Source organism: Bradyrhizobium genomosp. III, assembly GCF_000261705.1.
Lineage (GTDB): Bacteria > Pseudomonadota > Alphaproteobacteria > Rhizobiales > Xanthobacteraceae > Bradyrhizobium > Bradyrhizobium ottawaense.
Window position 1 is genome coordinate 12,870 of the sequence record NZ_AJQF01000147.1, and the last position, 23,966, is coordinate 36,835.

Genomic DNA, 23,966 nt, shown 5'->3' on the forward strand with positions numbered 1-23,966 from the left:
GGCGCGAAGCGCCGTGCCCACCAATCTCTCAGTGATTATGAAAGAACGTGGGCACGCTCCGCTTTGCCCACCCTACGGCTCTGTTGTCGTGGCGACCACCGCCCCAAAATAAAAACGCCGCCCGGAATTGGGCGGCGTTTCATTCCAAAAGGCGTAGAGGTTCGTTGGGCGCTACCCTACACCAAATCCCGAAAATCTCAAGACCGGTAGCCCGGAAGCTCGCGGTCGAGCTTGCGCAGCAGCGGCGGCCACACGAGGTTGGTGGCGCGCAGCTCGGCGCGGTCGCGGTTGGCGAGCAGCTCGGTGTTCTTGTCGATAGCAATATCGTCGACCGGATAGACCGGCGTGCCGAGCGCGCGCGTGCGCACCTGCATCGAGCAGGCGCGCTCAAGGTGATACATGCGCTCGAAGGCGGAGGCGACCGAGCGGCCGACGGTGAGCGTGCCGTGATTGCGCAGCAGCATGTGGTTGTGGTCGCCGAGATCCTTCTGCAGCCGCGGCCGCTCGTCGTGATCGAGCGCGATGCCTTCATAGTCGTGATAGGCGAGGTCGTGGGTGACGAGCTGGGCGGTCTGGTTCAGCGGCAAGAGGCCCTCCGCGCTGCTCGACACCGCGGTGCCGTCGAGGGTGTGGAGATGCAGCACGCAGATCGCGTCCTCGCGCACCTCGTGGATCGCCGAATGGATGGTGAAGCCCGCCGGGTTGATGCTGTATTCGCTCTCGGAGAGCTGGTTGCCGTGCAAATCGACCTTGACGAGGCTCGAGGCGGTGATCTCGTCGAACATCAGCCCGTAGGGGTTGATGAGAAAATGATGGTCGGGGCCGGGCACGCGCGCGGAGATGTGGGTATCGACCAGATCGTCCCAGCCGTACAGCGCGACAAGGCGGTAGCAGGCGGCGAGATTGACCCGTTGCTGCCACTCAGCCTCCGTCATATCAGACGGCACTTCCTTCAGGCGCGCTTCCGCTGGCGACATGGCTGATCTCTCCGAACATCGTTGTTGCGGGGAGGGAGCGTAGTACCGCTCGTGGCAAGCAGCAAGGCGCGACAAGCGCGCGGCAGTCAAGCGCAGCCCGCATGAGCGGAACGACATGCGGGGCCGCTCTGAGGGGGATTCCGGATGTCGCTTTCGCTCATCCGGGCTTCGCCCTAGAGAAAATTATTACGGCGCCGGGATCGAGAGCAGGCTGGAAATGCTGCGGCCGCGGATGTCGTAGACGCGGGCGAACACCACGTCGTCGCGCTTGATCTCGACCATCACGGGCGCGGTAAGGCCCTTGCAGTAGAACTCGCCGAGCGTCATCGCGAAATCGGCCGCGTTGGAATCCCAGCCGATGGTGAAGTCGGGCCCGAGCGCGACCTGGGCAGGGCGCTGCGGACCGCAGACCGCGACCTTCCATTTGCGATTGGTCGGCGGCACTTCCTGGCGTTCGACGATCTGCTCGCGCAGCTCGTCCGAAGCCTGCTTCAGCGCGAGACCCCAATAGTCCAGCATGAAGCGGTCGTCGGCGCCGCGCACGGTGCCGGCGATATGGTTGAAGTGGGTGTACTGATAGGGATGCAGCCGGATCATCTCGGCGAGCGAGAGCGCAAGGCCAAAGCAGAACGTGGCGAGCACGACCGGCTGCCAGGTGCGGTGATTGGCGCGCAGGCGCTCCATGGCCCACGCGAAAGCGACGCCGCCGAGCACCGCCAGTGGCGGGATCACGAACACGAAATGGCGGATGCCGTTGTACAGCGCCGGCCGCTTCACCATCGCGATCGCGAGCGGCAGGGTCGCAGCCAGCGTCAGCATCAGCATGATGGTCTTGCGCCGCGCCGGCACCTCGCTTCGCGGCAGCATGGCGAAGGTGCTGACCACGGCGCCGGCCATCAGCACCAGCATCACCTCGGGCAGCTGCAGCGCGAACAGCGTCGGCAGATAGGACCAGGGCATGTCCGGCACGGACACGATCGCGCCGTCGAACATCTCTTTCCACGGCTTCTCGAAGAAGTGCGAGAAGTAGGTCAGCGCCTCGAAGGGATTGCCGGGCTCCATGATCGACCACGGCCAAATCAGGCCCATCACGAGGTAGCCGAACGCCAAGCCGGGCAGCAGCACATAGACGACATGGGCGAAGCGGCGGACCGACTCGCGCAGGCCCTCGCTGCGCAGTTCCTCCAGGAACAGCGGGACGAAGCCGAGCACGGCGTAGACCAGCGCGAGCCCGCCGAGAACGCGGCAGCCCAGTGAAAGGCCGGCACCCAGGCCGACGATCAGGATCGTGCGCGGCGACGGCTTGGGATATTCCTCGGCGAGCCGGACCAGGCCGAGCATCAGGATGATCATGGCCACCGCGAAGGGTGCATCCTTCGGATTCATGAACATGTGGCCGTAGAAGATCGGGCACAGCGCGAGCAGCAGCAGCGAGGCAAGACCGGCAAGGGGCCCGCCGATGCGACGGCCGAGCCGCCACGTCACCGCAAGTCCGACCACGCCGACAATGGCGCCGACCAGACGTCGCGTCTCGAACAGCTCGAGCGGAATGATTTTGTGCAGGAGGGCCGCGACCATGTCGAAGCCGCCGCCATACATGTAGAGATTGGCGAAGGAGAGCGCCGCAGTATCCTTGAAGCCGGAACCGAACATGCGCAGCAGCAAATCGGCATATTCAGCGTGGGTGTAGTCGTCCCAGCCGAGGCCGTAGTCGCGGAACGTCAGGCCTGCAACGACCGCGACCGCGGCCAGCACCAGCATGGCGAGATCGTCGCAAGTCCGTTCGACCGAGCGCCGCAGAGGCGTGTCGATCGCCGAAGTCGTGATGGATGTCATGGCTATCGGTGCCCCGGAATCCCCTCTTGGCCCTGCTGGTGCGCGCGGGCCTGTTCCCCGGACTCCCTATAGCGCAGTTCCATTACCAAGTAATTGGGCATTATGGCTAAATTCCTGATGCGACGCAGCAATTCCGGTTACTTGAGAGCAGTCTAAGCAGTAGCGAGCCGTAGCTGAAGGGAATGTGAATAAGTCCCTGATTTCCTTCCCTTTAGGAACGCTACCGACGATTCCTCGTTGGCGTGGAACACCGGATGACGGTATCGTGGCGTAGCGGTTGTCGCGTGTGGATGGCGACCGGGGGTGAGTTCGATGAATCTGGCATTGTTGATCGCGGGGATTTTCGCCGTCGTGGCGGGCTTCCTTTCGATCCTGTTTGGCTTCTCCGTCAGGGAGTTCAGCCTCGGCAGCCCCCTCATAATCTCGGGCACGATCGCCGTCTGCTCCGGAATGTTACTGGCCGGCCTCTATGTCGTGGTCACGGAACTGAAGGGCCTCGCGCGTCGGCTGGCCGGTGCGCCGTCCGAGGTTCGGGTCAGGCCCGTGCTGCCGGGCCTCGCCGCATCAGGCGCTGCGCCCGAACCGATGCCTGCCGCTGCGGCGGCAAGGATCGAGGGAAGGGCCGAAGGAAAGATCGAGCAGCCACCGCCGCCACCACCTGCTGCAGGCCCGCCGCCGTGGCAGAGCGAAGCTGCCGCGCGCGAGCGTCCGCGCGTCGAGGCTCCGCCGGTGCCGGAAGCTCCAACGCCGCCCGCGGCTCCGGAAGCGCCGCGCCGGCGCAACCTGTTGTTCGCATCGACCTCGCGCAAGGAGCGGGAGCGTGCGGAGGCGAAGGCCATCGAGGACGCGCCGCCGCAGCTACCTGCGGAGCCCGGTGAGGCCCTGGATACTCCGCCTGCAAGCTTTGACGATGCCTGGCCGAAGCCGGACCGCATGCGTCCGTCGGAGCCGCCGGCCGCCCTGCGCCGGCCGCCGCCGCGCTCGCCATCGACCTTTGCGGAGGCCGCTCCGCCGCCTGCACCCGAGCCGCCGCCCCCACCACCACCCGTCGAGCAGGCGCCCGTGACCGTCCTCAAATCCGGCATCGTCGACGGCATGGCCTATTCGCTCTATTCCGACGGCTCGATCGAAGCGCAGATGCCGGAGGGCATGATGCGCTTTGCGTCGATCGACGAGTTGCGTGCCCATCTCGACCAGCGGTCCTGAGCTCTGCCGCGCAGCAGTCAAGCGCCGCAATCGTCGTCGCCTCGTCAGTCCCTTGTTTCAGCCGAACGTATTGTTGACACGGAAAGGTTCGGCGTCGTCTATCCCGTGAAGCGCAAGGTGCAGAGAGGGCGGGCCCATGTCGGATGCCGGGGCTAAGAATTTCATCGAGCTGACGGCGAGCATCGTGTCGGCCTATCTCGGCAACAATCCGACGCCTGCGGCGGAGATTCCGAACCTGATCAGCCAGGTGCATGGCGCATTGGTGCGGGTGTCGTCAGGCCGCACCGAGACCGCGCCGCTCGAGCCGGCCAAGCCGGCCGTCTCGCTGAAGAAGTCGATCGCGCCCGACTATCTGGTCTGCCTGGAAGACGGCAAGCGCTTCAAGTCGCTGAAGCGCCATCTGCGCACGCAGTACAACATGACGCCGGAGCAATACCGCGAGAAATGGGGCCTGCCGGCCGACTACCCCATGGTCGCGCCGAACTATGCGGTGGCGCGCTCGCAATTGGCCAAGCAGATGGGCCTCGGACAGCAGCAGCGGAAGCGGAAGTAGACCAGGCTTCGGATCTCGTAGGGTGGGCAAAGGCGCGCGCTTGCGCGCCGTGCCCACGAATTCTCTCCAGTCACACGCAATCGTGGGCACGCTCCGCTTTGCCCATCCTACGAGAGCATCTCACGACGCTTCCGCGAGCGCCTCTTTCGCATCGGTCTTGATGCGCTCGACCATCGAGCGCAGGCCGTTGGAGCGCTGCGGCGTCAGATGATCGCGAAAGCCGAACTCGTTGAACACGGCGATCGCGTCGGTATCGATGATCTCCTGCGGCGTGCGGCCGGAATAGAGCGAGAGCACGATCGCGACCAGCCCGCGCACGATATGCGCGTCGCTGTCGCCGCGATATTTCAGGATCGGCGCGCCATGGCCGCGGTCGACCAGCTTCTGCAGCCAGACCTGGCTGACGCAGCCGTTGACCTTGTTCTCGGCGGAGTGTTCCGCCTCCGGCATCGGTTCCAGGGTGCGGCCGAGCTCGATGACGTACCGGTAGCGGTCGTCCCACTCGTCCAGAAGCTCGAAATTGTCCCTGATTTCGTCGATCGTCGTCATGTTGGCCCGTGTTCCCGTTAGGGCCAATATAAGGATGCGAGGAGATGAAATCGATAGGGTTTGGGCGCTAATTCGCCGCCGCCGGGCCGCGCCATTCCAGCGCGAGGTCGTCCTGGCTCAGGGTATCGCGCGGTGCCTCGGTCGATGCGGCATCGCCTTCGCCGGCCATCGCGATCGAGCCGGTATGGTCGGGCGCCTTCTTGTCGTTCTTCTCGTTCTTGTCGTTGGAGATCTGTTCTTTCTTGTCGTTGATGATCTGGTAGATCTTGCGCGCGCCGTCCTGGGCGCGCTGGCCGATGATGGTCGCGGCCTGTCCGCCGACCTCGCAGGCCGCCGGCTGGCGCTTGCAGAACTGGGTCATGTCGGAGACGGCCGCGGTCGCAGCCTGCACCGCGTCGGCGGCACCGATCTGGGGCAGCTTCTCCGATTCGGGCGTCTTGTCCCTGGGCAGGAGCACCAGCACCAGCCCGAGCCAGAATGTGATGCGGAGCAGAAAGCGCATCTTATCGACCTGTTCGTTAGATCCCGCCCGCGGCGATGGTCCGCGCGCGTTTCGACCTAGCAACTCTCGATAAATCGCAAGTGATTGCCTTGAGCTTAATTCGCGGAAAATTTACGCAAAATTCTTCGAGATCGACGGTGTCGTAAATTTTCGATTGACGCCGGCGCCCGTGATTCCGCTGGCATGCGTATCCACCAATTCGAAACCATGCCGGGATGTGTGAAACCCTGTGTTCACCATCCTCGCCGAAGACGTCGCCAAATCGTCTAAAAAGCCCCGCGATGTCTCGGCGTCCGGCCGCACACCGAGCCGCCTTAGCACTCGTTTAAGGTCGCTCTGACACGGTGGCTCAACGACAAGGAGGCGTTGCGGCACGTCTTCCAAAGACGATTGAGCCGAAGCGCGAGACCCGTGACAGTTTTGAGTATCATCCGCGATTGTCTCGATGCACTGCTGCATCCCTCCGCGCGTTACGATGCGCTGATGCGGGCGCGTCATCGTGCCTTCATGGCGCCGCGGCTGCTCGGCAGCCTGGCCGCCTTTGCCGCATTCCCGGTCTATCTCGCCATGCGCGGCGCGCCGAGCGCGGTCGAGGTCGCCGCGTTCGCCTGGCTGATCGCGCCGATCCTGCTGTCCTGGTTCCTGTCGCGCACCGGCCGCTATGAAGGCGCCCATGTGCTGTCGTCGCTGGCGCTCGCCGGCCTGATCATGGCGGTCGCGGGCACCACGGGCGGCATCGAATCATTCGCCGCGGTCTGGCTGGTCGTGGTTCCCCTCGAAGCCGCGCTGTCGGCCTCGCGCCGCGTCGCGGCCTTTGCTTCCTTGCTCGCGCTGTCCTGTGCGGGACTCCTGATTCTCGTCGGCCAGCTCGGCTGGCTGCCGGTTGCAGACACCAGCACTGCTGAACGCGGCGTGCTGATGGCGTGCGGCGTCGTCTCGGCGACGCTCTATGCCGCCGGCCTTGCCTTCGGCGCGGAATCGCTGGCGCGCACCAGCGTTGCGCTGCTGTCGCGCGAGGAGGAGCGCTATCGCCTGCTCGCCCGCAACATGAGCGACGTCGTCTCGCGGCATCAGCGCAACGGTGCGGTGCAGTTCATCTCGCCGGCGGCGGAAGCCATGCTCGGCATGCCGGTGGCGCAACTGCTGGGGCATGGCCTGTTCGACCGCGTCCATGTCGCCGATCGCCCGGCCTATCTCACCGCGCTCTCCGATGCCGCGCGCGGCGACGTGCGCAGCATCGAGTTCCGGCTGCGGCGTGAGCCCGACGGCTCGGAGCGCGGCCAGGTCGATTTCCTCTGGGTCGAGATGCGCTGCCGCCCGCTCGACCGGGATATCGGCCACAATTATCACAGTGACGTCACGCGCGAGGCCGAGGTCGTCGCCGTGATGCGCGACGTCACCGACCACAAGCTGTCCGAGCAGGCGCTGGATCAGGCGCGCAGCGCCGCGGAAGCTGCCGATGCCGCCAAGACCCGCTTCCTCGCCACCATGAGCCATGAGCTGCGCACGCCGCTGAACGCCATCATCGGCTTCTCCGAGATGATCGCGCAGGAGCAGACCCTGATGCTGGGTGCGGCCCAGCGCCAGGAATACGCGCAGCTCATCAACGATTCCGGCCAGCACCTGTTGTCGGTCGTCAACGGCATCCTGGACATGTCGAAGATGGAGTCGGGCAATTTCGAGATCGCGTCCGAGCCGTTCGCGCCGCGGGCCTCGCTGTTGCATTGCTGCAATCTCTTGGCGCTGAAGGCGCGGGAGAACGGCATCGATCTCATCACCGATGCGCCGCAGGATCTGCCCGTCATGACCGGCGATCCCAGGGCGTTCAAGCAGATCGTGCTCAATCTCGTCGCCAACGCCATCAAGTTCACCGAGCGTGGCGGTCAGGTCTCCGTGACCGCTTCGGTGTCGGGTTCGCAGCTGACGCTGCGCATCAGCGATACCGGCGTCGGCATCACGCCCGACGATCTCAAGCGCATCGGCGCGCCGTTCTTCCAGGCGGGCAAGACCTATCAGCGCCGTCACGAGGGAACCGGTCTCGGACTTTCGATCGTGAAGAGTCTCGTGGCGTTGCATCTCGGCGAATTGACGGTACAAAGCAGTTTGGGAGAGGGCACCGCCGTCACCGTCAGGCTGCCGCTCGTCTACACGCCGCCGCAAGTCAAGCCGGTCGAAAGCAAGGTCGCGACGCTGACGCCGGTGCTGCGCCAGGATCTTCAGGACCAAACTCACGACCAGTCTCAGGACCAACCCGCTCTGGTGAAGAAAAGTGCCTAGGAAGTCTACCAAGGACGAAGCCGCTCCGCGCCGCCGTGGCGCCAAGGCCGCGGTTGTCGATGTCGAGACCGAGCGCAACCTCGTGATGCGCGTGCTGCTGCACAGCCCCAAGGACACGCTGGCCGGTCTCGTCGCCGTCGCCGCGATCGGCGCGATCGTTGCCAATGCGCTGTTCCTGCAGACCGGCCGCCATCCGGCGCCGATGTTCGGCACCGTGATCAATCTTCCCGCACCGTCCTCCGTGGCGCTGTCGAACCCAATGCCGCGGCCGCGCCCGGTCGGCGCCGATACCTCGCCGCTGGAGCCGCGCGCGACGGAGTTCCGCGCCGAGCCGAAACCTGCCGAGCGAGCCGCCGAGAAGCCGCCGGAGAAACCCGTCGAGGCGACCGCATCGACGCCGCGCGCGGGCAGTGATCCCATGACCAATCTGGTCAAGGCGACGACCTCGACGCCGCCGTCCGCCATGCGTCCGCCCGCGCCGATTCCCGTGCCGCAGAGCCCCGCCGCCCGGCGTATCGCCGGCGTTCAGCGCGCGCTGTCCGAATATGGCTACGGGAATTTGAAGATCACGGGCACGATGAGCGGCGAGACCCAGTCCGCGATCCAGAAGTTCGAGCGCGAGCACAAGATGCAGGTCACCGGCCAGTTGTCCGACCGGCTGCTGCGCGAGCTCGGCGCCGCGATCGGCCATCCCGTCGAATAACCCCACCGCCCGCTGTCATTGACGTCGATCAATTCCGGGCATCGCGCGCCGCCGCGCCCCCGCGCGGGCGATTTGCTTGGGATCAATGACGGCCGACGGCTTCGGGGAACATGATCGCTCATCTTCAACGAAGAAGAGAGGTTGTCATGTTCAAGGTCTCGGTTCTGGTCTGGATCATGCTGGGTACGGTGCTGGCGGGCGTCAGTCTGATCGTCGTGCTGATGGTGCCGAGCTTCGCCGCCGACGCGATCAGGAACATCCCCTATGCGGTCGCCGTGGGATTCGCACTTGCGATGCCGCTGTCATACCTCGTCGCACGCCAGATCAACGGCGGGCAAGGTGTAAGCAAGGCGTGACAATCGGACGCTGATACTGGCGGTGCGCGTCACGCTGGCCTATCGTTCGACTCATGCGTTTGAAATCCAACATATGGGTGGCGGCTTACCTGCGCCGGTGCCAGACCGAGGGCGTGTTCGGCGCGGTGCGCCGTCGCGGTGCCGAGGAGGCGGGCGCGGTGTTCGTGAAAGTGTCGCTGCTCGACGGCCATGCGATGCTGTACGCGCCGGCGCCGCAGACCTCTTACGACGACGGCCGCCCCGTCGATCGCTTCTTCGTGCCGGTCGCGCAGCAACCTCTGCCCGAGCACACGATCGAGGAGCGGCTGACGAAGGAAATCCGCTTCGATCCGGACGCCTGGATCGTCGAGACCGAGGATCGTGCCGGACGGCATTTCCTCGAGCTTGCGAAGGCGTAGCTGTGTCCCGGACAAGCGGCGACGCGCCAGCGTTGCCGTGCAGAGCCGGGACCCATAAGGCTGCATCAACGAAGGCGGAGAGATGGGCCCCGGCTCAGCAGCGCATCGCCGGAGGGGCGCTGCGCTGCGTCCGGGGCACGACTGCGCGCTGCGCTCGCAATGACGAGCTTGGACGACGCGGGATCTCCCTCAACGCGAGTCGTTCAACGCTCCGACGACCCGTCGGTGCCGGTGCGGCGCGGTGGCATTGCGCCGGGCTGCACGCCCGGCCGGGTCTGGCTTGCGCCCGCGCGGGCGCGCTGGCGTTCGCCGTCGTGCAGTGACGACTGGTACTTTGCGCGGGTGACGGCGAGCGTCGAGCCGCGCCAGGCTGCCAGCATCACCAGCGCCGAGCGGTCGTTGAGACGATCGTAGAGCCGCGATAGCCGGTAGACCTCGTTCACGGACGTGCCGATCTCCGGCTTGAAGAACAGCAGGATGCGCTGGAAGTTGGGGCTCGGCATGTCGAGCGCGCGCGCGGCGACCGCGAGCGCCTCGCCGCCGGCATCGTCGACGATCTGGGCCGCGACGCGCGAGGGCAGGATCAGGCTGTCGCCGAGCTCGAGGGTGAAATTCTCGACGTCGCCCGCGATCGCCGCCATCTCCAGGATCTGAATCGCGCGCTTGGCGCGCACGGTCGGAATGCGGGGCGCGGCCTTCAGCGGGGTCTGCGCCAGGTTGTGCAGGATCAGCGCGCGCTCGGAGGCGCCGGCGCGGAAGAACATGTCGTGGATCTCGGCGGCGTCCTTCGGCTGCATCGCCATGTTCGCGGCCATGCGCAGCTCGGCGTCGGTCGGCGTGCGGGCCGGCGAGGGGGCTTGTGCGGGCGTGGGGATTTCACGCGCCAGTGGAACCCTGCGGCCTTCATGTGCGGCAACCAGCCCGAGCTTCTGGAGAACCGGGACGGGCGTCGACGGATAGATCGCGAGCTTGGCCTTGATGGCCGCGCGGGTCGCATCGTCGACCTGGTCGATCAGCCGCGTTGCAAGCTCGGTGAACTGGCGCTGCTCGTCGTCACTGTGGATGCGGGTCTGCACATAGAGGTCGGTCAGCACGCGCAGCAGCGTCGGCCGAACATCGACGCCTTCGCGACGGGAGAGCGACATCAGCCCGTCGAATCCGGGAAACAGCGACTGGGTCATGGAGAGATACGCGACCTGGAAGAGATACTGCCCGCCAGCCTATCGCAGGCTCCTTTAAAGGCTCGTTAAGGAAAACGAGGCGTGAAGCCGAACGCTCGATTTGGAGCGATCTCGTGCCGCAACGGGACGTCGCGGGCGGCCCGTGCGGTTACGGTCCGACCGCGACGTTTACACCCCGTTAACCATGAACTGATCTTAATGAATGCATGTTGCATGAGCGCGCTCGGTCGCGCGGCAATTGAAGAGAGCTGACATGGGGACCATCATTGAATTTCCGGCCGGTCGCCGGGTGGGCTCGTCGGGGGATGTCGCTCCGCGCGCGGACATGGGAACGATCCTGATCCTTCCCGTCATCCGTATCGAGCGCGAGGCAGACGAAACCAGCGGCGATCACGGGCCGGAGCAGGGCACAGCGCCGGGGCGCCGTCGTCGCCGTCGCTGATTCCGGGCTCTTGCAATGCCGGACACCATCCGCCAGATCCGGTCTGTCCGATCGGCCGTGCTGCTCACGATGCTTGGCGCTGCGCTCGGTGCCTGTAGCGGCGGCGATTTCGGCCGCACCCGCGCCGACATGCGCAGCGACGACATGCATCGCTGGCTCGGCGAGGAGGTCACCTCCAGCGTCGGTCTGAAACCCTCGCAATTCCAGCTCACCGACGAGGAGCGCCAGCTGCGCGACCTCGCCTATCCCATGATCGAGCCGCCGCTGTCGCGCCCCGCCTGGAAGAGCGTGTTCGGCGACTACAAGGCGATGCCGTCACCCTGGCGGCAGAAGATCGTGTTCGACCGCACCATGTACGGCCGCACGCTGATCGACGAGCCGCACCGCTCGCATTCCTCGCGCTATGCGCAGCTGATCGAGGACGTCCGCAACGACATCACCCGCTTCGAGCCGTTCTTCGCATCCGCGATCCGCGTCATCGACCTCGACAGAAAGCGCAACGCCAGCATGGCGCGCGTCTCCGCGCTCTCGCCGAGAGAGAGGGACGACGCGGTCGCGCGGATGCAGGAGAACTCGCTGATCGTGCAGTGGGTGCAGCAATGTCTGGAGCAGCGCATCTCGTCCTATCGCTGGGCACTGGAGCGCCTGGTGATCCAGGCCCCCGACGGCATGGCCGCCGATGCCGACCGCCTGATCGGCGAGCTCGCCGCCCAGACCGCCAATCCGCCGGTCCAGGCACAACCGCCCTATGGGCGCGCGGTGGTTTCGAAGGGCTGAGCAGAAAAGACGCTTCGGCGGCACGTATTGAGCGGTCGGAGCCGTCAGCCCGTCGACTTGACTCTCGATCGGCTTGAAGCCGGGCCGGCAACCGCGACCTCCCGCGTGATCCACTCGGCGAAGACGCGGATCGGTCGCCGCTGCTGGCTCGCGCGCGGGAACACCAGATGGTGGCCGATATAGCGGATGTCGACGGAGCGTCCGGCGAGGGGGGCAACCAGCCGCCTTGTGGCGATCTCGCGTTCGGCAAGCCGGGTTGACTCCAGCGTCACGCCGAGGCCGCTCGACGCCATCGCAATCGCCAGGAAGCTGCGATCGAAGCGCATGCCATGAATGGCAGGCGCCTCGAGCCCGTTGGCGGTGAACCATTGGTGCCACTGCACCTGCTTCACTTCCGAGCGGATCAGCACCTGATCGAGCAGGTCCTTCGGCTTGCGGATTTTCTTCGCGAGCTCGGGCGTGCAGAGCGGCGTCACGGTCTCTTCGCCGAGCGGAATGACCTCGACTCCCTCGGCTCTCGGCTGCCCGTAGACGATGTCGATGTCGAAATCGTCGTTGCTGAACCGGGCATATTCCGTGCTGGCGGCGAGCCGGACCTCGAGCTGGGGCTCTGCGGCCATGAAGCGGGCAAGGCGCGGGGCGAGCCACTGCGCGGCAAAGCTCGGCGCGCAGTGCACTCTCAGCAATTGCGGGCCGCGGCCCGCGACCTCTTCGATCCCGCGGCGCAGATTGTCGAAGGCGGCGCCGGCATGACGCATCAGGTTCTCGCCCGCCGGCGTCAGACGGACGGCGCGGGCGCTCCGCTCGAACAATATCGTGCCCATCGCGCTTTCGAGCTTGCGGATGGCGTGGCTCACCGCGCTCGGCGTCAAATGAAGTTCGTTCGCCGCATCCCGGAACGAGCCGGTGCGTGCGGCCGCCTCGAACGCGCGGATGGATGATATCGGAATACTGGACAGCAGCATCCGACGAGTGAACCAAATTCACCTATGCAAGACAACAGCGCGTTTGTCGGAAACGAGGCAGGGGCATAATCAACGGGTCAAGAACAGTGGCGCCGTCGGTGCCGGCAACAGCCATTCAGGGAGGATCACAATGCTGCTACGCGGCAAGACAGCCATCATCACCGGAGCGGCCTCGCCGCGGGGCATCGGCCTTGCAACGGCCCGCCGCTTTGCGGCCGAAGGCGCCCGGGTCGCCATTCTCGACATCGACGGTTCAGCCGCGGAAGCCGCCGCGCGCGGACTCGAATCCGGCACTGGCGAGCCGCATCTTGGCCTCGCCTTGGACGTCACCGACAAGCAGGCCTGCATCAAGACCGTTGAAGCGGTCATCGCGAAATTCGGTCAGATCGACATCCTCATCAACAATGCGGGCGTGACGCAGCCGGTGAAGCTTCTCGACATCACCCCTGAAGATTGGGACCGTATCCAGGACGTCAATTTGAAGGGCATCCTGTTCCTGTCGCAGGCGGTGATCCCGCATATGCGCAAGCGCAGGAGCGGGTCGATCGCGTGCATGTCGTCGGTCTCCGCCCAGCGCGGCGGCGGCATCTTCGGCGGACCGCATTACTCGGCAGCCAAGGCCGGCGTGCTCGGCCTCGCCAAGGCGATGGCCCGCGAATTCGGGCCCGACGGTATCCGCGTCAACTGCGTGACGCCGGGCCTGATCGGCACCGATATCACCGCGGGCAAGCTCACCGACGAGATGCGGACGAAGATCCTCGAGGGCATACCGCTCGGCCGCCTCGGCGAGGCCGCCGACGTCGCGGGCATCTACACCTTCCTCGCCTCGGACCTGTCGGCCTACGTCACCGGTGCGGTCATCGACGTGAACGGCGGCATGCTGATCCACTAGGCGAGGAGGAGATATACATGGCAAAACCGACACTCCCGAACGCGCCGACGCTGGCACAGCGCGCCCGCAATATCCGCCGCAACGCCTTGCTGATGGGCGAGGTCCAGGGCCAGGGCTATATCGCCCAGGCGCTCGATATCGCCGACGTGCTGGCGGTGGCCTATTTCCACGCGATGCGCTTTCGCGCCGAGGATCCGGTCTGGGAAGGCCGCGACCGTTTTCTGCTCTCGAACGGGCACTATGCGATCGCACTTTATGCGGCGCTGATCGAGGCCGGGATCATTCCGGGGGCGGAGCTCGCGACCTATGGCTTCGACGAGAGCCGTCTGCCCATGTCGGGCATGGCCTCCTACACCCCGGGAATGGAGATGTCCGGCGGCTCGCTCGGCCTTGGCCTCGGCATCGCCGTCGGCATGGCGCTCGGGCTGAAGCGCAAGAATTCGGCGGCGCGAATCTTCACCCTGTTCTCCGACGGCGAGCTCGACGAGGGCTCGAAATGGGAAGCCATCATGTCTGCTGCCCATCACAAGCTCGACAACATCATCGCAATCGTCGACGTCAACAATCAGCAGGCCGACGGTCCCTCCAAGCAGATGCTCGGCTTCGAGCCGCTGGTCGATAAGCTCGAGGCCTTCGGCTGGTTCGTGCAGCGCGTCGATGGCAACGATCTCGACGCAGTGGTGGGGGCTTTCGATGCCGCGACGGCGCATGCCGAGCCGAAGCCTCGCATGATCGTCGCCGACACGTTGATGGGCAAGGGCGTTCCCTTCCTGGAGCAGCGTGAGAAGAACCATTTCATTCGCGTCGAGCCGCATGAATGGCAGCTCGCGCTGTCTGCACTGAACGCGGGAGACCAGTCATGAAGTCCGCCGGATCGACCCCCTCGGCAAAGCCGCGCCTGACCACGTCGGCCATGATCGCCTCGATCGCAGCGGAGGGCCAGCGCACCAAGCCCGCGCCCTTCGGCCACGCGCTCGTCGAGCTCGCCCGCAGCCGCGAGGACGTGGTCGGCATGACCGCCGATCTCGGCAAATACACCGACCTGCACATCTTCGCGCAGGCTTTTCCCAATCGTTACTACCAGATGGGCATGGCCGAGCAGCTGCTGTTCGCCGCAGCCTCGGGGCTCGCCGCCGAAGGCTTCATGCCGTTCGCGACGACCTACGCGGTGTTCGCCTCGCGCCGGGCTTACGACTTCATCCACCAGACCATTGCGGAAGAAGACCGCAACGTGAAGATCGCCTGCGCGCTGCCCGGCCTGACCTCGGGCTATGGACCCAGCCACCAGGCGGCCGAGGATCTCGCCCTGTTCCGCGCGATGCCGAACATGACGGTGATCGATCCCTGCGATGCGCACGAGATCGAGCAGGTCGTGCCGGCGATCGCCGCGCATCGCGGACCGGTCTATATGCGCCTGCTGCGCGGACAGGTGCCGCTGGTGCTCGACGAGTACAATTACCGGTTCGAGCTCGGCAAGGCTGCGTTGCTTCGTGACGGTGGCGACGTCCTGATCATCTCCTCGGGCATCATGACCATGCGCGCGCTGGAGGCGGCCCAGGCCTTGTCGGACGACCGCATTGATGCGGCTGTCCTGCACGTTCCGACCATCAAGCCGCTCGACACCGAAGCGATCCTGCGCGAAGCGGGCAAGCCCGGCCGCCTCGTCGTCGTCGCCGAGAATCACACAGTGATCGGCGGGCTCGGCGAGGCCGTGGCGACGCTGCTGATGCGCGCGGGCGTTCATCCCGCGTTCCGGCAGATCGGACTTCCCGACGAGTTTCTCGCCGCCGGCGCGCTGCCGACGCTGCACGACCGCTACGGCATCTCGACCGCGGAAGTGAAGCGGCAGATCAAGGAGTGGCTGCGCTAGCAGCCCGTCTTCCCGATCCACGACGGACATGCTTCGTCGCGCCGCTGCGAAGAACGACGGCTGCTGTCCAATGCCGGCGCATCGAGAGCCGGCCAGCAGCAACACGGGCGGTGAAGAGCCGCCTTTGCATCAACCAATCCATGCTCGACAGGAGGAAACGATGACCTTGCGCAAGCCGATAACTCTCAGCCGCCGCAAGTTGCTCATGGCCGGCGCCGCCGTGCCGCTATGTGCCATTCTCACCCGCCCGGCCTCGGCCGCGGAATTCACCTACAAGCTTGCGACGGGGCAGGATCCGACGCATCCCGTCAACATCCGCGCCAAGGAAGCTGCCGACCGCATTCGCGAGGCGACGAGCGGCCGGCTCGAGATCAATCTGTTCCCGGCGAACCAGCTCGGATCGGATACCGACCTGTTGACGCAGGTCCGCAACGGCGGCGTCGAGTTCTTCAACCTGTCCTCGCTGATCCTCGCGACGCTGGTGCCGGCCGCAGGCATCGTCAACCTCGGCTTTCTCTTCACGAACTATGACGCGGTCTGGAAGGCGATGGATGGCGAGCTCGGCGCCTATATCCGCGCGCAGATCGCGCGCACGCCGATCATGGCGGTGTCGAGCCCCTGGGATAACGGCTTCCGCCACGTCACGTCGTCCGGCCGCGAGATCAGGACGCCGGACGATCTCAAGAACTTCAAGCTGCGCGTGCCGGCCGCTCCCAATCTGACGTCGTTGTTCCAGGCGCTCGGGGCAGGCCCCGCGCCGATCAATTTCAACGAGGTTTACTCCGCGCTCCAGACCAAGGTGGTCGACGGTCAGGAAAATCCGCTGCCGATCATCGCGACGGCCCGGCTGTACGAGGTGCAGAAGACCTGTTCCCTGACCGGGCATGTCTGGGACAATTACTGGATCCTCGGCAACAAGCGCGCCTTCGAAAAGCTGCCGAAGGATGTGCAGCAGATCGTGACACGCGAGCTGGATCGCTCGGCCAAGGACGAGCGTGCGGACGTCGCCAAGCTCAGCGAGTCCTTGCGCTCCGACCTGACCGCCAAGGGCATGCAGTTCATCGACGTCGACCGCGGCGCATTCCGCCAGGCCCTGGCGAAGACCAGCTTTTACGCCGACTGGAGGGCCAAGTTCGGCGATGAGGCCTGGAGTCAGCTCGAGAAAGCGGCGGGCAAGCTGTCATGACCGCGATCAACCATATGCCTGGGATCGATCAGGGCGCCGCGGGTGCGGCGCCTCAATCCGGTGTGCACCGCTGGGCCGTCGCGGCCAACAGGGTGCTTGGTCATGTGGTTGCGATCCCGGCGGCGCTCCTGGTGCTCGCCGAGATCGTCGTTTTGTCGGCCGGCATCGTCGGACGATATGTCTTTCACGCTCCGATCATCTGGGTGGATGAGCTTGCCGGCATCCTGTTCCTGTGGCTCGCCATGCTGGGATCGGTGATCGCGTTCCAGCGCGGTGAGCACATGCGGATGACGGCCATCATCGGCATGCTCCGTCCCGACGCACGTGCCTTCCTGGACGTCGTTGCCGCCGCGGCATCGCTGGCATTCCTGCTGCTGGTGGTCCACCCTGCCTACGAGTTCGCGGCCGACGAGGTGTTCGTCACGACGCCGGCGCTCGAAATCGTCAACAGCTGGCGGGCTGCCGCGTTACCCGTTGGCATCGGATTGATGCTGGTCGCGGCGGTCCTGCGGCTCGCCCGCATCTCGAGCCTGCGCAGCCTGCTCGCGGCTGGGGCGCTCGTCGCCGGCATCATCGCCGCGCTCGTCCTCATCGCGCCGGTGTTGAAACCGCTCGGCAATCTCAACCTGCTGATCTTCTTCGTGGTCATCGTCGGCGCCATGGTGCTGGCGGCGGTGCCGATCGCCTTTGCCTTCGGTCTTGCCACCGTCGGATATCTGGCGCTGACGACGAACACGCCCGATGCGGTCATCATTGGTCGCATGGACGAAGGCATGAGCCATCTGATCCTGCTGGCCGTGCCGCTCTTCGTGTTCCTCGGCCTGCTGATCGAGATGACCGGCATGGCGCGGGCCATGGTCGGCTTTCTCGCCAGCCTGCTCGGCCACGTGCGCGGCGGCCTGCATTATGTGCTGGTCGGCGCAATGTACCTGGTGTCGGGCATCTCCGGCTCGAAGGCGGCGGACATGGCCGCCGTGGCGCCGGTGCTGTTTCCGGAGATGACCAAGCGCGGCGCCAGGCCCGGTGATCTCGTGGCGCTGCTCGCGGCGACCGGGGCCCAGACCGAGACCATTCCGCCGTCGCTCGTCTTGATCACCATCGGCTCGGTGACGGGCGTGTCGATCGCGGCGTTGTTCACCGGGGGGCTGCTGCCCGGCATCGTGCTCGCCATCGGTCTCTGCGCCGTGGTCTGGTGGCGATACCGGGGCGAGGACCTGTCGCATGTGAAGCGGGCCACGGGGAGGGAGATCGGCCGCGCCTTCGTCATTGCCATCCCGGCAATGGCGCTGCCCTTCGTCATCCGCGCCGCGGTGGTCGAGGGCGTCGCCACCGCGACCGAAGTTTCGACCATCGGCATCGTCTACTCGGTGCTCACCGGGCTCCTGATTTATCGTCAGTTCTCCTGGCGCCGCCTCTACCCAATGCTGGTGGAGACCGCGTCATTGTCCGGCGCGATCCTGCTGATCATCGGCGCTGCGACAGGGATGGCGTGGGCTCTGACGCAATCGGGTTTCTCGGCCTCGCTTGCAAAGTTCATGACGGCGCTGCCGGGCGGAACGCCTGTCTTTCTCGGCGTGACGATCCTCGCCTTCGTCATTCTGGGCAGCGTGCTGGAAGGCATCCCCGCCATCGTCCTGTTCGGGCCGCTATTGTTTCCGATCGCCCGCCAGGTCGGCGTGCACGAAGTGCACTACGCGATGGTCGTCGTGCTCGCGATGGGTATCGGCCTGTTCGCCCCGCCATTCGGGGTCGGCTATTACGCGGCCTGCGCCATCAGCCGCATCAGTCCCGACGAGGGTATCAAGCCGATCGTCGGCTATATCGTGGCCCTGCTGATCGGCACGCTGATCGTCGCGGCGATCCCGTGGATCTCGACCGGCTTCCTGTGACGCGGAGACGGGCGGCGCTCAGCGCTGCCCGTCATGCACGGAGATCTCCGACGCCTCGAGGCCGCCGATGCGGGCATGCGGGCGGCCGCCGGTCGCCATCACGAGGCCGAAGGCGATCTCGTCGCGCCGCGGCGCGTCCCACAGCGTCATCTCCGCGGTGCCGAAATGGCTGCGGACATAGGCGGCGTGGATGTGGCCGAGCGGCACCATCAGGCGCGTGCCCGGACCGCCGATGGTCTTCGCCGCCGGCACGATTGCTTTGGGTTGACCCAGCACCTCGCGCATGCCGTGACCGCCGGCTTCATGCCAGACGGCGCCATGCTCGAGCTCGCCGTCTTCGCCGACGATGATGCCCTTGCCATAGGCTTCGATCCGCGGCGCACCGCCGAGCTGTGCGATCAGCGCGCCAGCGAGCTCGCGTCCGAGCTCACGCAAGGCCGCCTGGAACGGCATCAGATCGGGCTCATAGCGGCCGGCGAAGGGATTGCGGATCACCGCGACGGCGGTTCCGACCAGCAGCGGCTTCTCCAGCCGTGGGCCGCGCTCATGCCAGATGGTCTCGACGCTGAGCGCGGTCTTGCGAATATCGTAGGACGACATGCTGAAGCTAGGCCTCGTCCACGACGGGATTGCTGAGCACGCCGATGTTCTCGATCTCGACCTCGACCACATCGCCCGGCTTGAGGAAGATCGGCGGCTTGCGGGTGAAGCCGACGCCGGCCGGCGTGCCGGTGGCGATGACGTCGCCGGGGACGAGATCGAAGATCGTCGAGCAATATTCGATCAGCCGCGGGATCGAGAAGATCAGCATCGAGGTGTCGGAGGACTGCACGGTCGCGCCGTTGACGCGCGTCTCCAGCTTGAGTTTCGTGGGATCGCCGATCTCGTCCGGCGTGACCAGCCACGGTCCGAACGGGCCGGTGCCGACGAAGTTCTTGCCGGAGGCGATCTGCTGGGCGTGGCGCTGCCAGTCGCGCACGCTGACGTCGTTGTAGATCGAATAGCCCGCGACATGATTCCATGCATCAGTCTGGCTGATATGACGGCCGCCCTTGCCGATGACGACGGCGAGCTCGCCCTCCCAATCGAAATTGTCCGAGACCTTCGGCCGGATCACCGGCGCGTTGTGCGCAACCTGGGAACGCCAGACCCGAAGGAAGATCGGCGGAAATTCCGTGATCTCGCGCTTCATGCCGAACGCCACGGCTTCGTTGTGGTGGTCGAGATAATTGCGCACGGCGCAGACGATCTTCTCGGGCCGCGGGATCACCGGCAGGTATTTGATGTCGCTCAGCGCCAACGTGGGCTTGTGCCCGGCGACGATCGCCTCGCGCTTGGCGTAGTCATCGCTGCCGAGAAAGTCCGCGAGCGTGGGGTACTGGGGCAGGGCGCGGCCCAGATCCACCACGCGGTTTTCGACAACGGCGCCCCAGCTTTCCCGATTTCCATCCAAGAACGACAGCAGCTTCATGATTTCGCCCTAACGATTTCGATTTTCGATCTGATGTATTGTTTTCGAAAATTAGGCCGGGCGCAAGCCCGCCGCGTGAAAATGCAGGTCGCCTATTCGGCGTCGAGCAGATGGCCGGCGTATTTGGCGACGTTGTCGGAGGTCGAGCGGATATGGGTCTCGATCAACTGCACGGCGAGATCCGCGTTGCGCGAGATGGCGGCCTGCATGATCGCCTGGTGCTCGCCGGCCTTGTCGCGCGGGCGCGGCCTGAAATTGGCGGAGAGATGCCGGTAGCGTTCGGCACGGTCGAACAGCTCGGCGCGAATGGCGAGCAGCGTCGCCGAGCCGGAGGCGGAGACCAGGGCCTGGTGGAACTGGCGATGCGCGATCTTCCACTCGGGATCGCGCAGGGGATGCTCGGGATCGCGCTGCTCGATCCGCTTCAATCGGTGCAGTGTGGAGATCACGGCGATTTCCCAATCGTCATCGCCCCGCTCGATCGAGCGGCGGATCAATTCCACCTCGATCAGCACCCTTGCATCGGTGACCTCCACCAGATCCTGGCGGCTGACCGGCGCCACGCGAAAGCCGCGCTGCTCCTGGGCATCGACCAGGCCTTCGGCGGCGAGCGCGGTCAGCGCCTCGCGCAGCGTGGTAAAACTGGCGCCGAAGCGTTCGCGCAGCACGTCGAAGCGCAGCGGCTCGCCGGGCGGAAGGGCGCAGGCAATGATCTCCTCGCGCAGCCGATGCGTGATGTCGGCGGCGATGGTCTTGCCGAATTCCTTGCGGGGGCGGACGGCGCTCTCGGGCATGGGACCTGTCGCTGAATCGATGCCTCAACATGCCGCGCTAACGACCATCTTGCAATAATTTTCGTAAACGGTATGATTTTCGAAAATATGGTCCCAGGGAGCGCGTGAAGTCATGAGGGCGGTGCTGGTGCGTCAGCCGGGTGGGCCGGATGCACTCGAATTGGTCGAGCTTCCGGTGCCTCTGCCCGGAGCCGGCCATGTTCAAATCCGGGCCGAGGCGTTCGGGGTCGGTCAACCCGACGTGCTGATCCGGCGCGGCGTCTACAAATGGATGCCGCCGCTGCCGGCCAATCCCGGCAACGACGTCGCGGGGCGCATTTCCGCGCTCGGGTCCGGCGTCGAGGGCTTTGCCATCGGCCAGAAGGTGCTGCTGAGCGCGCGCGATCTGTCCCAGCGCGGCGGCTGCTATGCCGACGTCGTGGTCGCGCCCGCGGATGCCGTTCACGCGCTGCCGGACAATGTCGATCTGCAAGCGGCCGTGTGCTTGTCGAACTACCAGGTCGCTTACGCACTGCTGCACGAGTGCCGCCATCCCCGCGCGCCCGCAAGCGCGCTGGTGATTGGAGCTGCCGGCGGCGTCGGCACGGCGCTGGTGCAGCTGGCCAAGCTTGCCGGGATGACCGTCATCGGCACGGTCTCGACTGAAGAGAAGGCCGCGTTCGCCAGGGCGAACGGCGCCGATCACGTCATCTTCTACCGGAGCGAGGATGTCGTGGCGCGCACCCGCGAGCTGACGGATGGCGAGGGCGTCGGCCTCGTGCTCGATCACGTCTGCGGGCCCGAGTTCACCTCTTATCTCGGCGCGCTCGGCAAATGGGGCACGCTGCTGTCCTACAACGCCTTCGCCGGTTTGCCGGAAGAAAATCTGATGGCGGCGATGCGCGATCATCTCGACATCTGTCCGGCGATCCGCTGCTTCTCCTTCCACATCTACGACCACGATCGTGACGGACGCCGTGCCCTGATGCGCAGCGTGATCGAGGCCTTGAGCCGCAATGCGATCAAGCCGGCGATCTCGGCGGTACTGAGGCTCGACGAAGTCAGCAAGGCGCATACGTTGCTGGAGCAGGGCTCCGCGCTCGGCAAGATCATCATGATTCCATGAGGGGATGGACCGCACGATGACACAAGCACCCATTGCACGCTTCACCCGGCTGCGACACGCGACCTTCACCTCGCCCGATCCGGAGCGGCTGCTCGACTATTATCGCGGCGTGATCGGACTTGGCCTCGTTGCCCGCGACGGAGACCGCATTTTCCTCGCCAGCGATTCCGAGCAGCTCTCGCTCGTGATCGAGCCCGGCGATGCGCTACTTAGCAGCATCGCCTTTGAGATCTCCCCGGAGGTCCAGATCGAGGCGCTGGGCGCCGCGCTGAAGCAGGCGGACTTACGGCCCGAGCTTCGGAGCGATCCCCTGCCTGGTGTGTCCCGGCTGCTGTCGTTCACGGATCCAGAGGGCACGCGCTTCGAGCTGATCCAGAGCTGGACGCCCACGCCCGCGCAGGAGCGGATCGGCGCCCTCGCGGTCGCCAAGCTCGGCCATGTCGCGCTTCGCACGCCCGATCCGCGCGCGGCCTCGGAGTTCTATGCCAAATTCATGGGCCTGCGCGTCTCAGACTGGATCGAGGATCGCTTCGTCTTCATGCGCAGCGGCTTCGAGCATCACACGCTCAACTTCGCCCGCGCCCCGGTCCGCAGTCTTCATCACTTCGCGTTCGAGCTGCGGGGCCCCGACCACATGCATCGGGCCTGCGACCATCTCGCGCGTCACAAGCTCCCGGTGCTTTGGGGACCGGTGCGTCACGGCCCCGGGCACAACACGGCGATCTATCACCGCAATCCCGATGGGCATCTGGTCGAGTTGTTTCATGACCTCGACCGGATGGTGGACGAGGAGCTCGGCTATTTCGAGCCGCGTCCCTGGCATCGCGATCGTCCGCAGCGGCCGAAGGTATGGGTCGGGCTGCCGCGCGACGTCTGGGGCATGCCGCCATCGCCTGAATGCACGGAGTTTGCGCGCTAGCGAATTCAATTCGACCTGAACGACGCCGCGCGCGTTGCGGCCAACGACATGACAATTGAGGGAGAAGCATCCATGCGAGGGATGAAGCGGCTTGCTGCGGCCATTTTTCTGCTCGGCGTCTTTCTTGGCGTTTTTCTCGGCGGTTGTCTGGTGACCGGCCCTGCATGGGCGGACAATTATCCGTCGCGTCCGATCCGCCTGCTGCATGGCTTTGCCGCCGGCGGCGCCGCCGACACGCTGTCGCGAATCATCGCCGACGGGCTGTCGAAGAAGCTCGGGCAGCCGATCATCGTCGAGGCCAAGCCGGGCGCCGGCGGCAACATCGCGGCGGATGCGGTCGCCAAGGCGGCGCCCGACGGTTATACGCTCGGCCTCGTCACCGGCGCGCACGCGATTTCCGCGGCGACCTACAAGAGCCTCGCCTATCAGCCGGCCGAAAGCTTCGAGATGATCTCGACGCTGGTCTACTACGCGCTCGTCATCGCCGTGCGCAGCGACTATCCCGCAAAATCGCTGGGTGAGCTCATCGCCATGGCCAAGGCCAAGCCGGGTTCACTCAGCTTCGGATCGGTCGGCTTCGGCAGCACGCATCATCTTGCGGGAGAATTGCTCAACGCCACAGCCGGCATCGAGATCGTGCACGTGCCGTATCGCGGCGATTCGCAGTCCACCACCGCGCTGCTCGGTGGTGACGTTCCCGTCATCGTCGGCACGCCCGTGCTGCTGGCCCCGCAGATCCAGAGCGGCGCGATCCGTGGCCTGGCGGTGACCTCGCCGACGCGCACTGCGTTGCTGCCCGATGTCCCGACCGTGCAGGAAGCCGGCATCAAGGGCTACGACGTGCGCACCTGGGCTGGCCTGCTGGCGCCCAAGGGAACGCCGTCCGCCATCATCGCCGCGCTCAATGCCGCGACGCTGGACGCACTCGGGGATCCCGAGCTCAGGCAGCGTCTGGAGACCGCCGTCGGCGGCGAGGTCCGCGGCAGCTCGCCGGAGGAGATGAAGAAGCTGATCGAGACCGAGATCGCCAAATGGACCGGCGTGGTCGAGCGCGCGAAGATCCCGAAGATCTGACCCGGGCCGGCGGCAGGGTCGGTACCGGCCGGCCCTGGTCACGA

Annotated in this window: 25 protein-coding genes; 16 read left to right on the forward strand and 9 right to left on the reverse strand. The window is 65.7% G+C overall.

Annotated features, from left to right (window positions below; all coding sequences use genetic code 11):
- Nucleotides 1-197: 197 nt before the first annotated feature.
- A complete protein-coding gene (locus tag IC66_RS0112365; RefSeq protein WP_028142944.1) occupies nucleotides 198-977 on the reverse strand; it encodes a class II aldolase/adducin family protein in 780 nt (259 codons plus the stop codon).
- 186 nt (nucleotides 978-1,163) lie between these two features.
- Nucleotides 1,164-2,813: a glycosyltransferase family 39 protein gene (locus IC66_RS0112370; RefSeq protein ID WP_038947825.1), complete on the reverse strand. Its 1,650-nt coding sequence runs from the start codon at nucleotides 2,811-2,813 to the stop codon at nucleotides 1,164-1,166.
- 312 nt (nucleotides 2,814-3,125) lie between these two features.
- Here IC66_RS0112370 and IC66_RS0112380 point away from each other — a divergent pair, with 312 nt between their 5' ends.
- Together IC66_RS0112380 and IC66_RS0112385 are read left to right on the forward strand one after the other, a co-directional pair.
- The gene (locus tag IC66_RS0112380) at nucleotides 3,126-4,019 is read left to right on the forward strand and encodes a hypothetical protein (RefSeq protein WP_038947826.1); all 894 of its coding nucleotides are present in this window, start codon (nucleotides 3,126-3,128) and stop codon (nucleotides 4,017-4,019) included.
- A gap of 136 nt (nucleotides 4,020-4,155) precedes the next feature.
- On the forward strand, nucleotides 4,156-4,572 hold the full coding sequence (locus IC66_RS0112385) for a MucR family transcriptional regulator (protein WP_028142947.1): 417 nt from the start codon (nucleotides 4,156-4,158) through the stop codon (nucleotides 4,570-4,572).
- A gap of 120 nt (nucleotides 4,573-4,692) precedes the next feature.
- On the opposite strand, the gene IC66_RS0112390 is transcribed toward IC66_RS0112385, so the two are convergent.
- Together IC66_RS0112390 and IC66_RS0112395 are read right to left on the reverse strand one after the other, a co-directional pair.
- The gene (locus IC66_RS0112390; RefSeq protein ID WP_028142948.1) at nucleotides 4,693-5,121 is read right to left on the reverse strand and encodes a SufE family protein; all 429 of its coding nucleotides are present in this window, start codon (nucleotides 5,119-5,121) and stop codon (nucleotides 4,693-4,695) included.
- A gap of 67 nt (nucleotides 5,122-5,188) precedes the next feature.
- Nucleotides 5,189-5,623 carry a DUF5330 domain-containing protein gene (locus IC66_RS0112395; protein WP_038947827.1) on the reverse strand — a complete coding sequence of 145 codons (435 nt, stop codon included), beginning with the start codon at nucleotides 5,621-5,623 and terminating at the stop codon, nucleotides 5,189-5,191.
- Between the two features lie 411 nt (nucleotides 5,624-6,034).
- Here IC66_RS0112395 and IC66_RS0112400 point away from each other — a divergent pair, with 411 nt between their 5' ends.
- The 4 genes from IC66_RS0112400 to IC66_RS0112415 all read left to right on the forward strand — a co-directional run bounded on the left by IC66_RS0112400 (nucleotide 6,035) and on the right by IC66_RS0112415 (nucleotide 9,357).
- A complete protein-coding gene (locus tag IC66_RS0112400) occupies nucleotides 6,035-7,900 on the forward strand; it encodes a sensor histidine kinase (protein WP_038947828.1) in 1,866 nt (621 codons plus the stop codon).
- Nucleotides 7,893-8,603, forward strand: a complete 711-nt coding sequence (locus tag IC66_RS0112405; RefSeq protein WP_038947830.1) for a peptidoglycan-binding domain-containing protein — start codon at nucleotides 7,893-7,895, stop codon at nucleotides 8,601-8,603. Before IC66_RS0112400 ends, IC66_RS0112405 begins: the two co-directional genes overlap by 8 nt.
- 146 nt (nucleotides 8,604-8,749) lie before the next feature.
- On the forward strand, nucleotides 8,750-8,959 hold the full coding sequence (locus IC66_RS0112410; protein ID WP_028142952.1) for a hypothetical protein: 210 nt from the start codon (nucleotides 8,750-8,752) through the stop codon (nucleotides 8,957-8,959).
- A gap of 53 nt (nucleotides 8,960-9,012) precedes the next feature.
- Nucleotides 9,013-9,357: a DUF1491 family protein gene (locus IC66_RS0112415; protein WP_028142953.1), complete on the forward strand. Its 345-nt coding sequence runs from the start codon at nucleotides 9,013-9,015 to the stop codon at nucleotides 9,355-9,357.
- A gap of 203 nt (nucleotides 9,358-9,560) precedes the next feature.
- On the opposite strand, the gene IC66_RS0112420 is transcribed toward IC66_RS0112415, so the two are convergent.
- Nucleotides 9,561-10,538: a DUF2336 domain-containing protein gene (locus IC66_RS0112420; RefSeq protein ID WP_038947831.1), complete on the reverse strand. Its 978-nt coding sequence runs from the start codon at nucleotides 10,536-10,538 to the stop codon at nucleotides 9,561-9,563.
- 253 nt (nucleotides 10,539-10,791) lie between these two features.
- Between IC66_RS0112420 and IC66_RS0112425 the strand changes: the two genes are divergently transcribed.
- The gene (locus IC66_RS0112425; protein WP_018315770.1) at nucleotides 10,792-10,980 is read left to right on the forward strand and encodes a hypothetical protein; all 189 of its coding nucleotides are present in this window, start codon (nucleotides 10,792-10,794) and stop codon (nucleotides 10,978-10,980) included.
- Nucleotides 10,981-10,995: 15 nt separating this feature from the next.
- Nucleotides 10,996-11,757, forward strand: a complete 762-nt coding sequence (locus IC66_RS0112430; protein ID WP_038947832.1) for a hypothetical protein — start codon at nucleotides 10,996-10,998, stop codon at nucleotides 11,755-11,757.
- Between the two features lie 44 nt (nucleotides 11,758-11,801).
- Here IC66_RS0112430 and IC66_RS0112435 read toward each other — a convergent pair whose 3' ends face one another.
- Nucleotides 11,802-12,719, reverse strand: a complete 918-nt coding sequence (locus IC66_RS0112435; protein ID WP_049801714.1) for a LysR substrate-binding domain-containing protein — start codon at nucleotides 12,717-12,719, stop codon at nucleotides 11,802-11,804.
- Between the two features lie 133 nt (nucleotides 12,720-12,852).
- On the opposite strand from IC66_RS0112435, the gene IC66_RS0112440 reads away from it, so the two are divergent.
- From IC66_RS0112440 to IC66_RS0112460, 5 genes are all read left to right on the forward strand, one after another.
- Nucleotides 12,853-13,614 carry an SDR family NAD(P)-dependent oxidoreductase gene (locus tag IC66_RS0112440; protein WP_038947833.1) on the forward strand — a complete coding sequence of 254 codons (762 nt, stop codon included), beginning with the start codon at nucleotides 12,853-12,855 and terminating at the stop codon, nucleotides 13,612-13,614.
- 17 nt (nucleotides 13,615-13,631) lie between these two features.
- Complete coding sequence (locus IC66_RS0112445) at nucleotides 13,632-14,477, forward strand: transketolase (protein ID WP_038947834.1); 846 nt, start codon at nucleotides 13,632-13,634, stop codon at nucleotides 14,475-14,477.
- Nucleotides 14,474-15,484 (forward strand): transketolase family protein, encoded by a 1,011-nt coding sequence (locus tag IC66_RS0112450; protein ID WP_038947835.1) that lies wholly within the window; start codon nucleotides 14,474-14,476, stop codon nucleotides 15,482-15,484. The genes IC66_RS0112445 and IC66_RS0112450 overlap by 4 nt, the downstream gene beginning before the upstream one ends.
- Before the next feature lie 160 nt (nucleotides 15,485-15,644).
- Entirely contained in the window at nucleotides 15,645-16,670 is a 1,026-nt protein-coding gene (locus IC66_RS0112455) for a TRAP transporter substrate-binding protein (protein WP_038947836.1), read from the forward strand.
- Complete coding sequence (locus tag IC66_RS0112460; RefSeq protein WP_038947837.1) at nucleotides 16,667-18,559, forward strand: TRAP transporter large permease; 1,893 nt, start codon at nucleotides 16,667-16,669, stop codon at nucleotides 18,557-18,559. Before IC66_RS0112455 ends, IC66_RS0112460 begins: the two co-directional genes overlap by 4 nt.
- A gap of 18 nt (nucleotides 18,560-18,577) precedes the next feature.
- Here the strand turns inward: IC66_RS0112460 and IC66_RS0112465 are convergent, their stop codons facing one another.
- From IC66_RS0112465 to IC66_RS0112475, 3 genes are all read right to left on the reverse strand, one after another.
- Nucleotides 18,578-19,159, reverse strand: coding sequence for an amino acid synthesis family protein (locus IC66_RS0112465; RefSeq protein ID WP_038947838.1), 582 nt, complete (start codon nucleotides 19,157-19,159; stop codon nucleotides 18,578-18,580).
- A gap of 7 nt (nucleotides 19,160-19,166) precedes the next feature.
- Nucleotides 19,167-20,030, reverse strand: coding sequence for a fumarylacetoacetate hydrolase family protein (locus IC66_RS0112470; RefSeq protein ID WP_038947839.1), 864 nt, complete (start codon nucleotides 20,028-20,030; stop codon nucleotides 19,167-19,169).
- 92 nt (nucleotides 20,031-20,122) lie between these two features.
- Nucleotides 20,123-20,824, reverse strand: coding sequence for a GntR family transcriptional regulator (locus IC66_RS0112475; RefSeq protein ID WP_038947840.1), 702 nt, complete (start codon nucleotides 20,822-20,824; stop codon nucleotides 20,123-20,125).
- 112 nt (nucleotides 20,825-20,936) lie between these two features.
- Here IC66_RS0112475 and IC66_RS0112480 point away from each other — a divergent pair, with 112 nt between their 5' ends.
- The 3 genes from IC66_RS0112480 to IC66_RS0112490 all read left to right on the forward strand — a co-directional run bounded on the left by IC66_RS0112480 (nucleotide 20,937) and on the right by IC66_RS0112490 (nucleotide 23,922).
- Nucleotides 20,937-21,929 (forward strand): zinc-dependent alcohol dehydrogenase family protein, encoded by a 993-nt coding sequence (locus tag IC66_RS0112480; protein ID WP_038947841.1) that lies wholly within the window; start codon nucleotides 20,937-20,939, stop codon nucleotides 21,927-21,929.
- A gap of 16 nt (nucleotides 21,930-21,945) precedes the next feature.
- Entirely contained in the window at nucleotides 21,946-22,848 is a 903-nt protein-coding gene (locus tag IC66_RS0112485) for a VOC family protein (protein ID WP_038947842.1), read from the forward strand.
- 72 nt (nucleotides 22,849-22,920) lie between these two features.
- Complete coding sequence (locus IC66_RS0112490; protein ID WP_038947843.1) at nucleotides 22,921-23,922, forward strand: tripartite tricarboxylate transporter substrate binding protein; 1,002 nt, start codon at nucleotides 22,921-22,923, stop codon at nucleotides 23,920-23,922.
- Nucleotides 23,923-23,966: the final 44 nt, after the last annotated feature.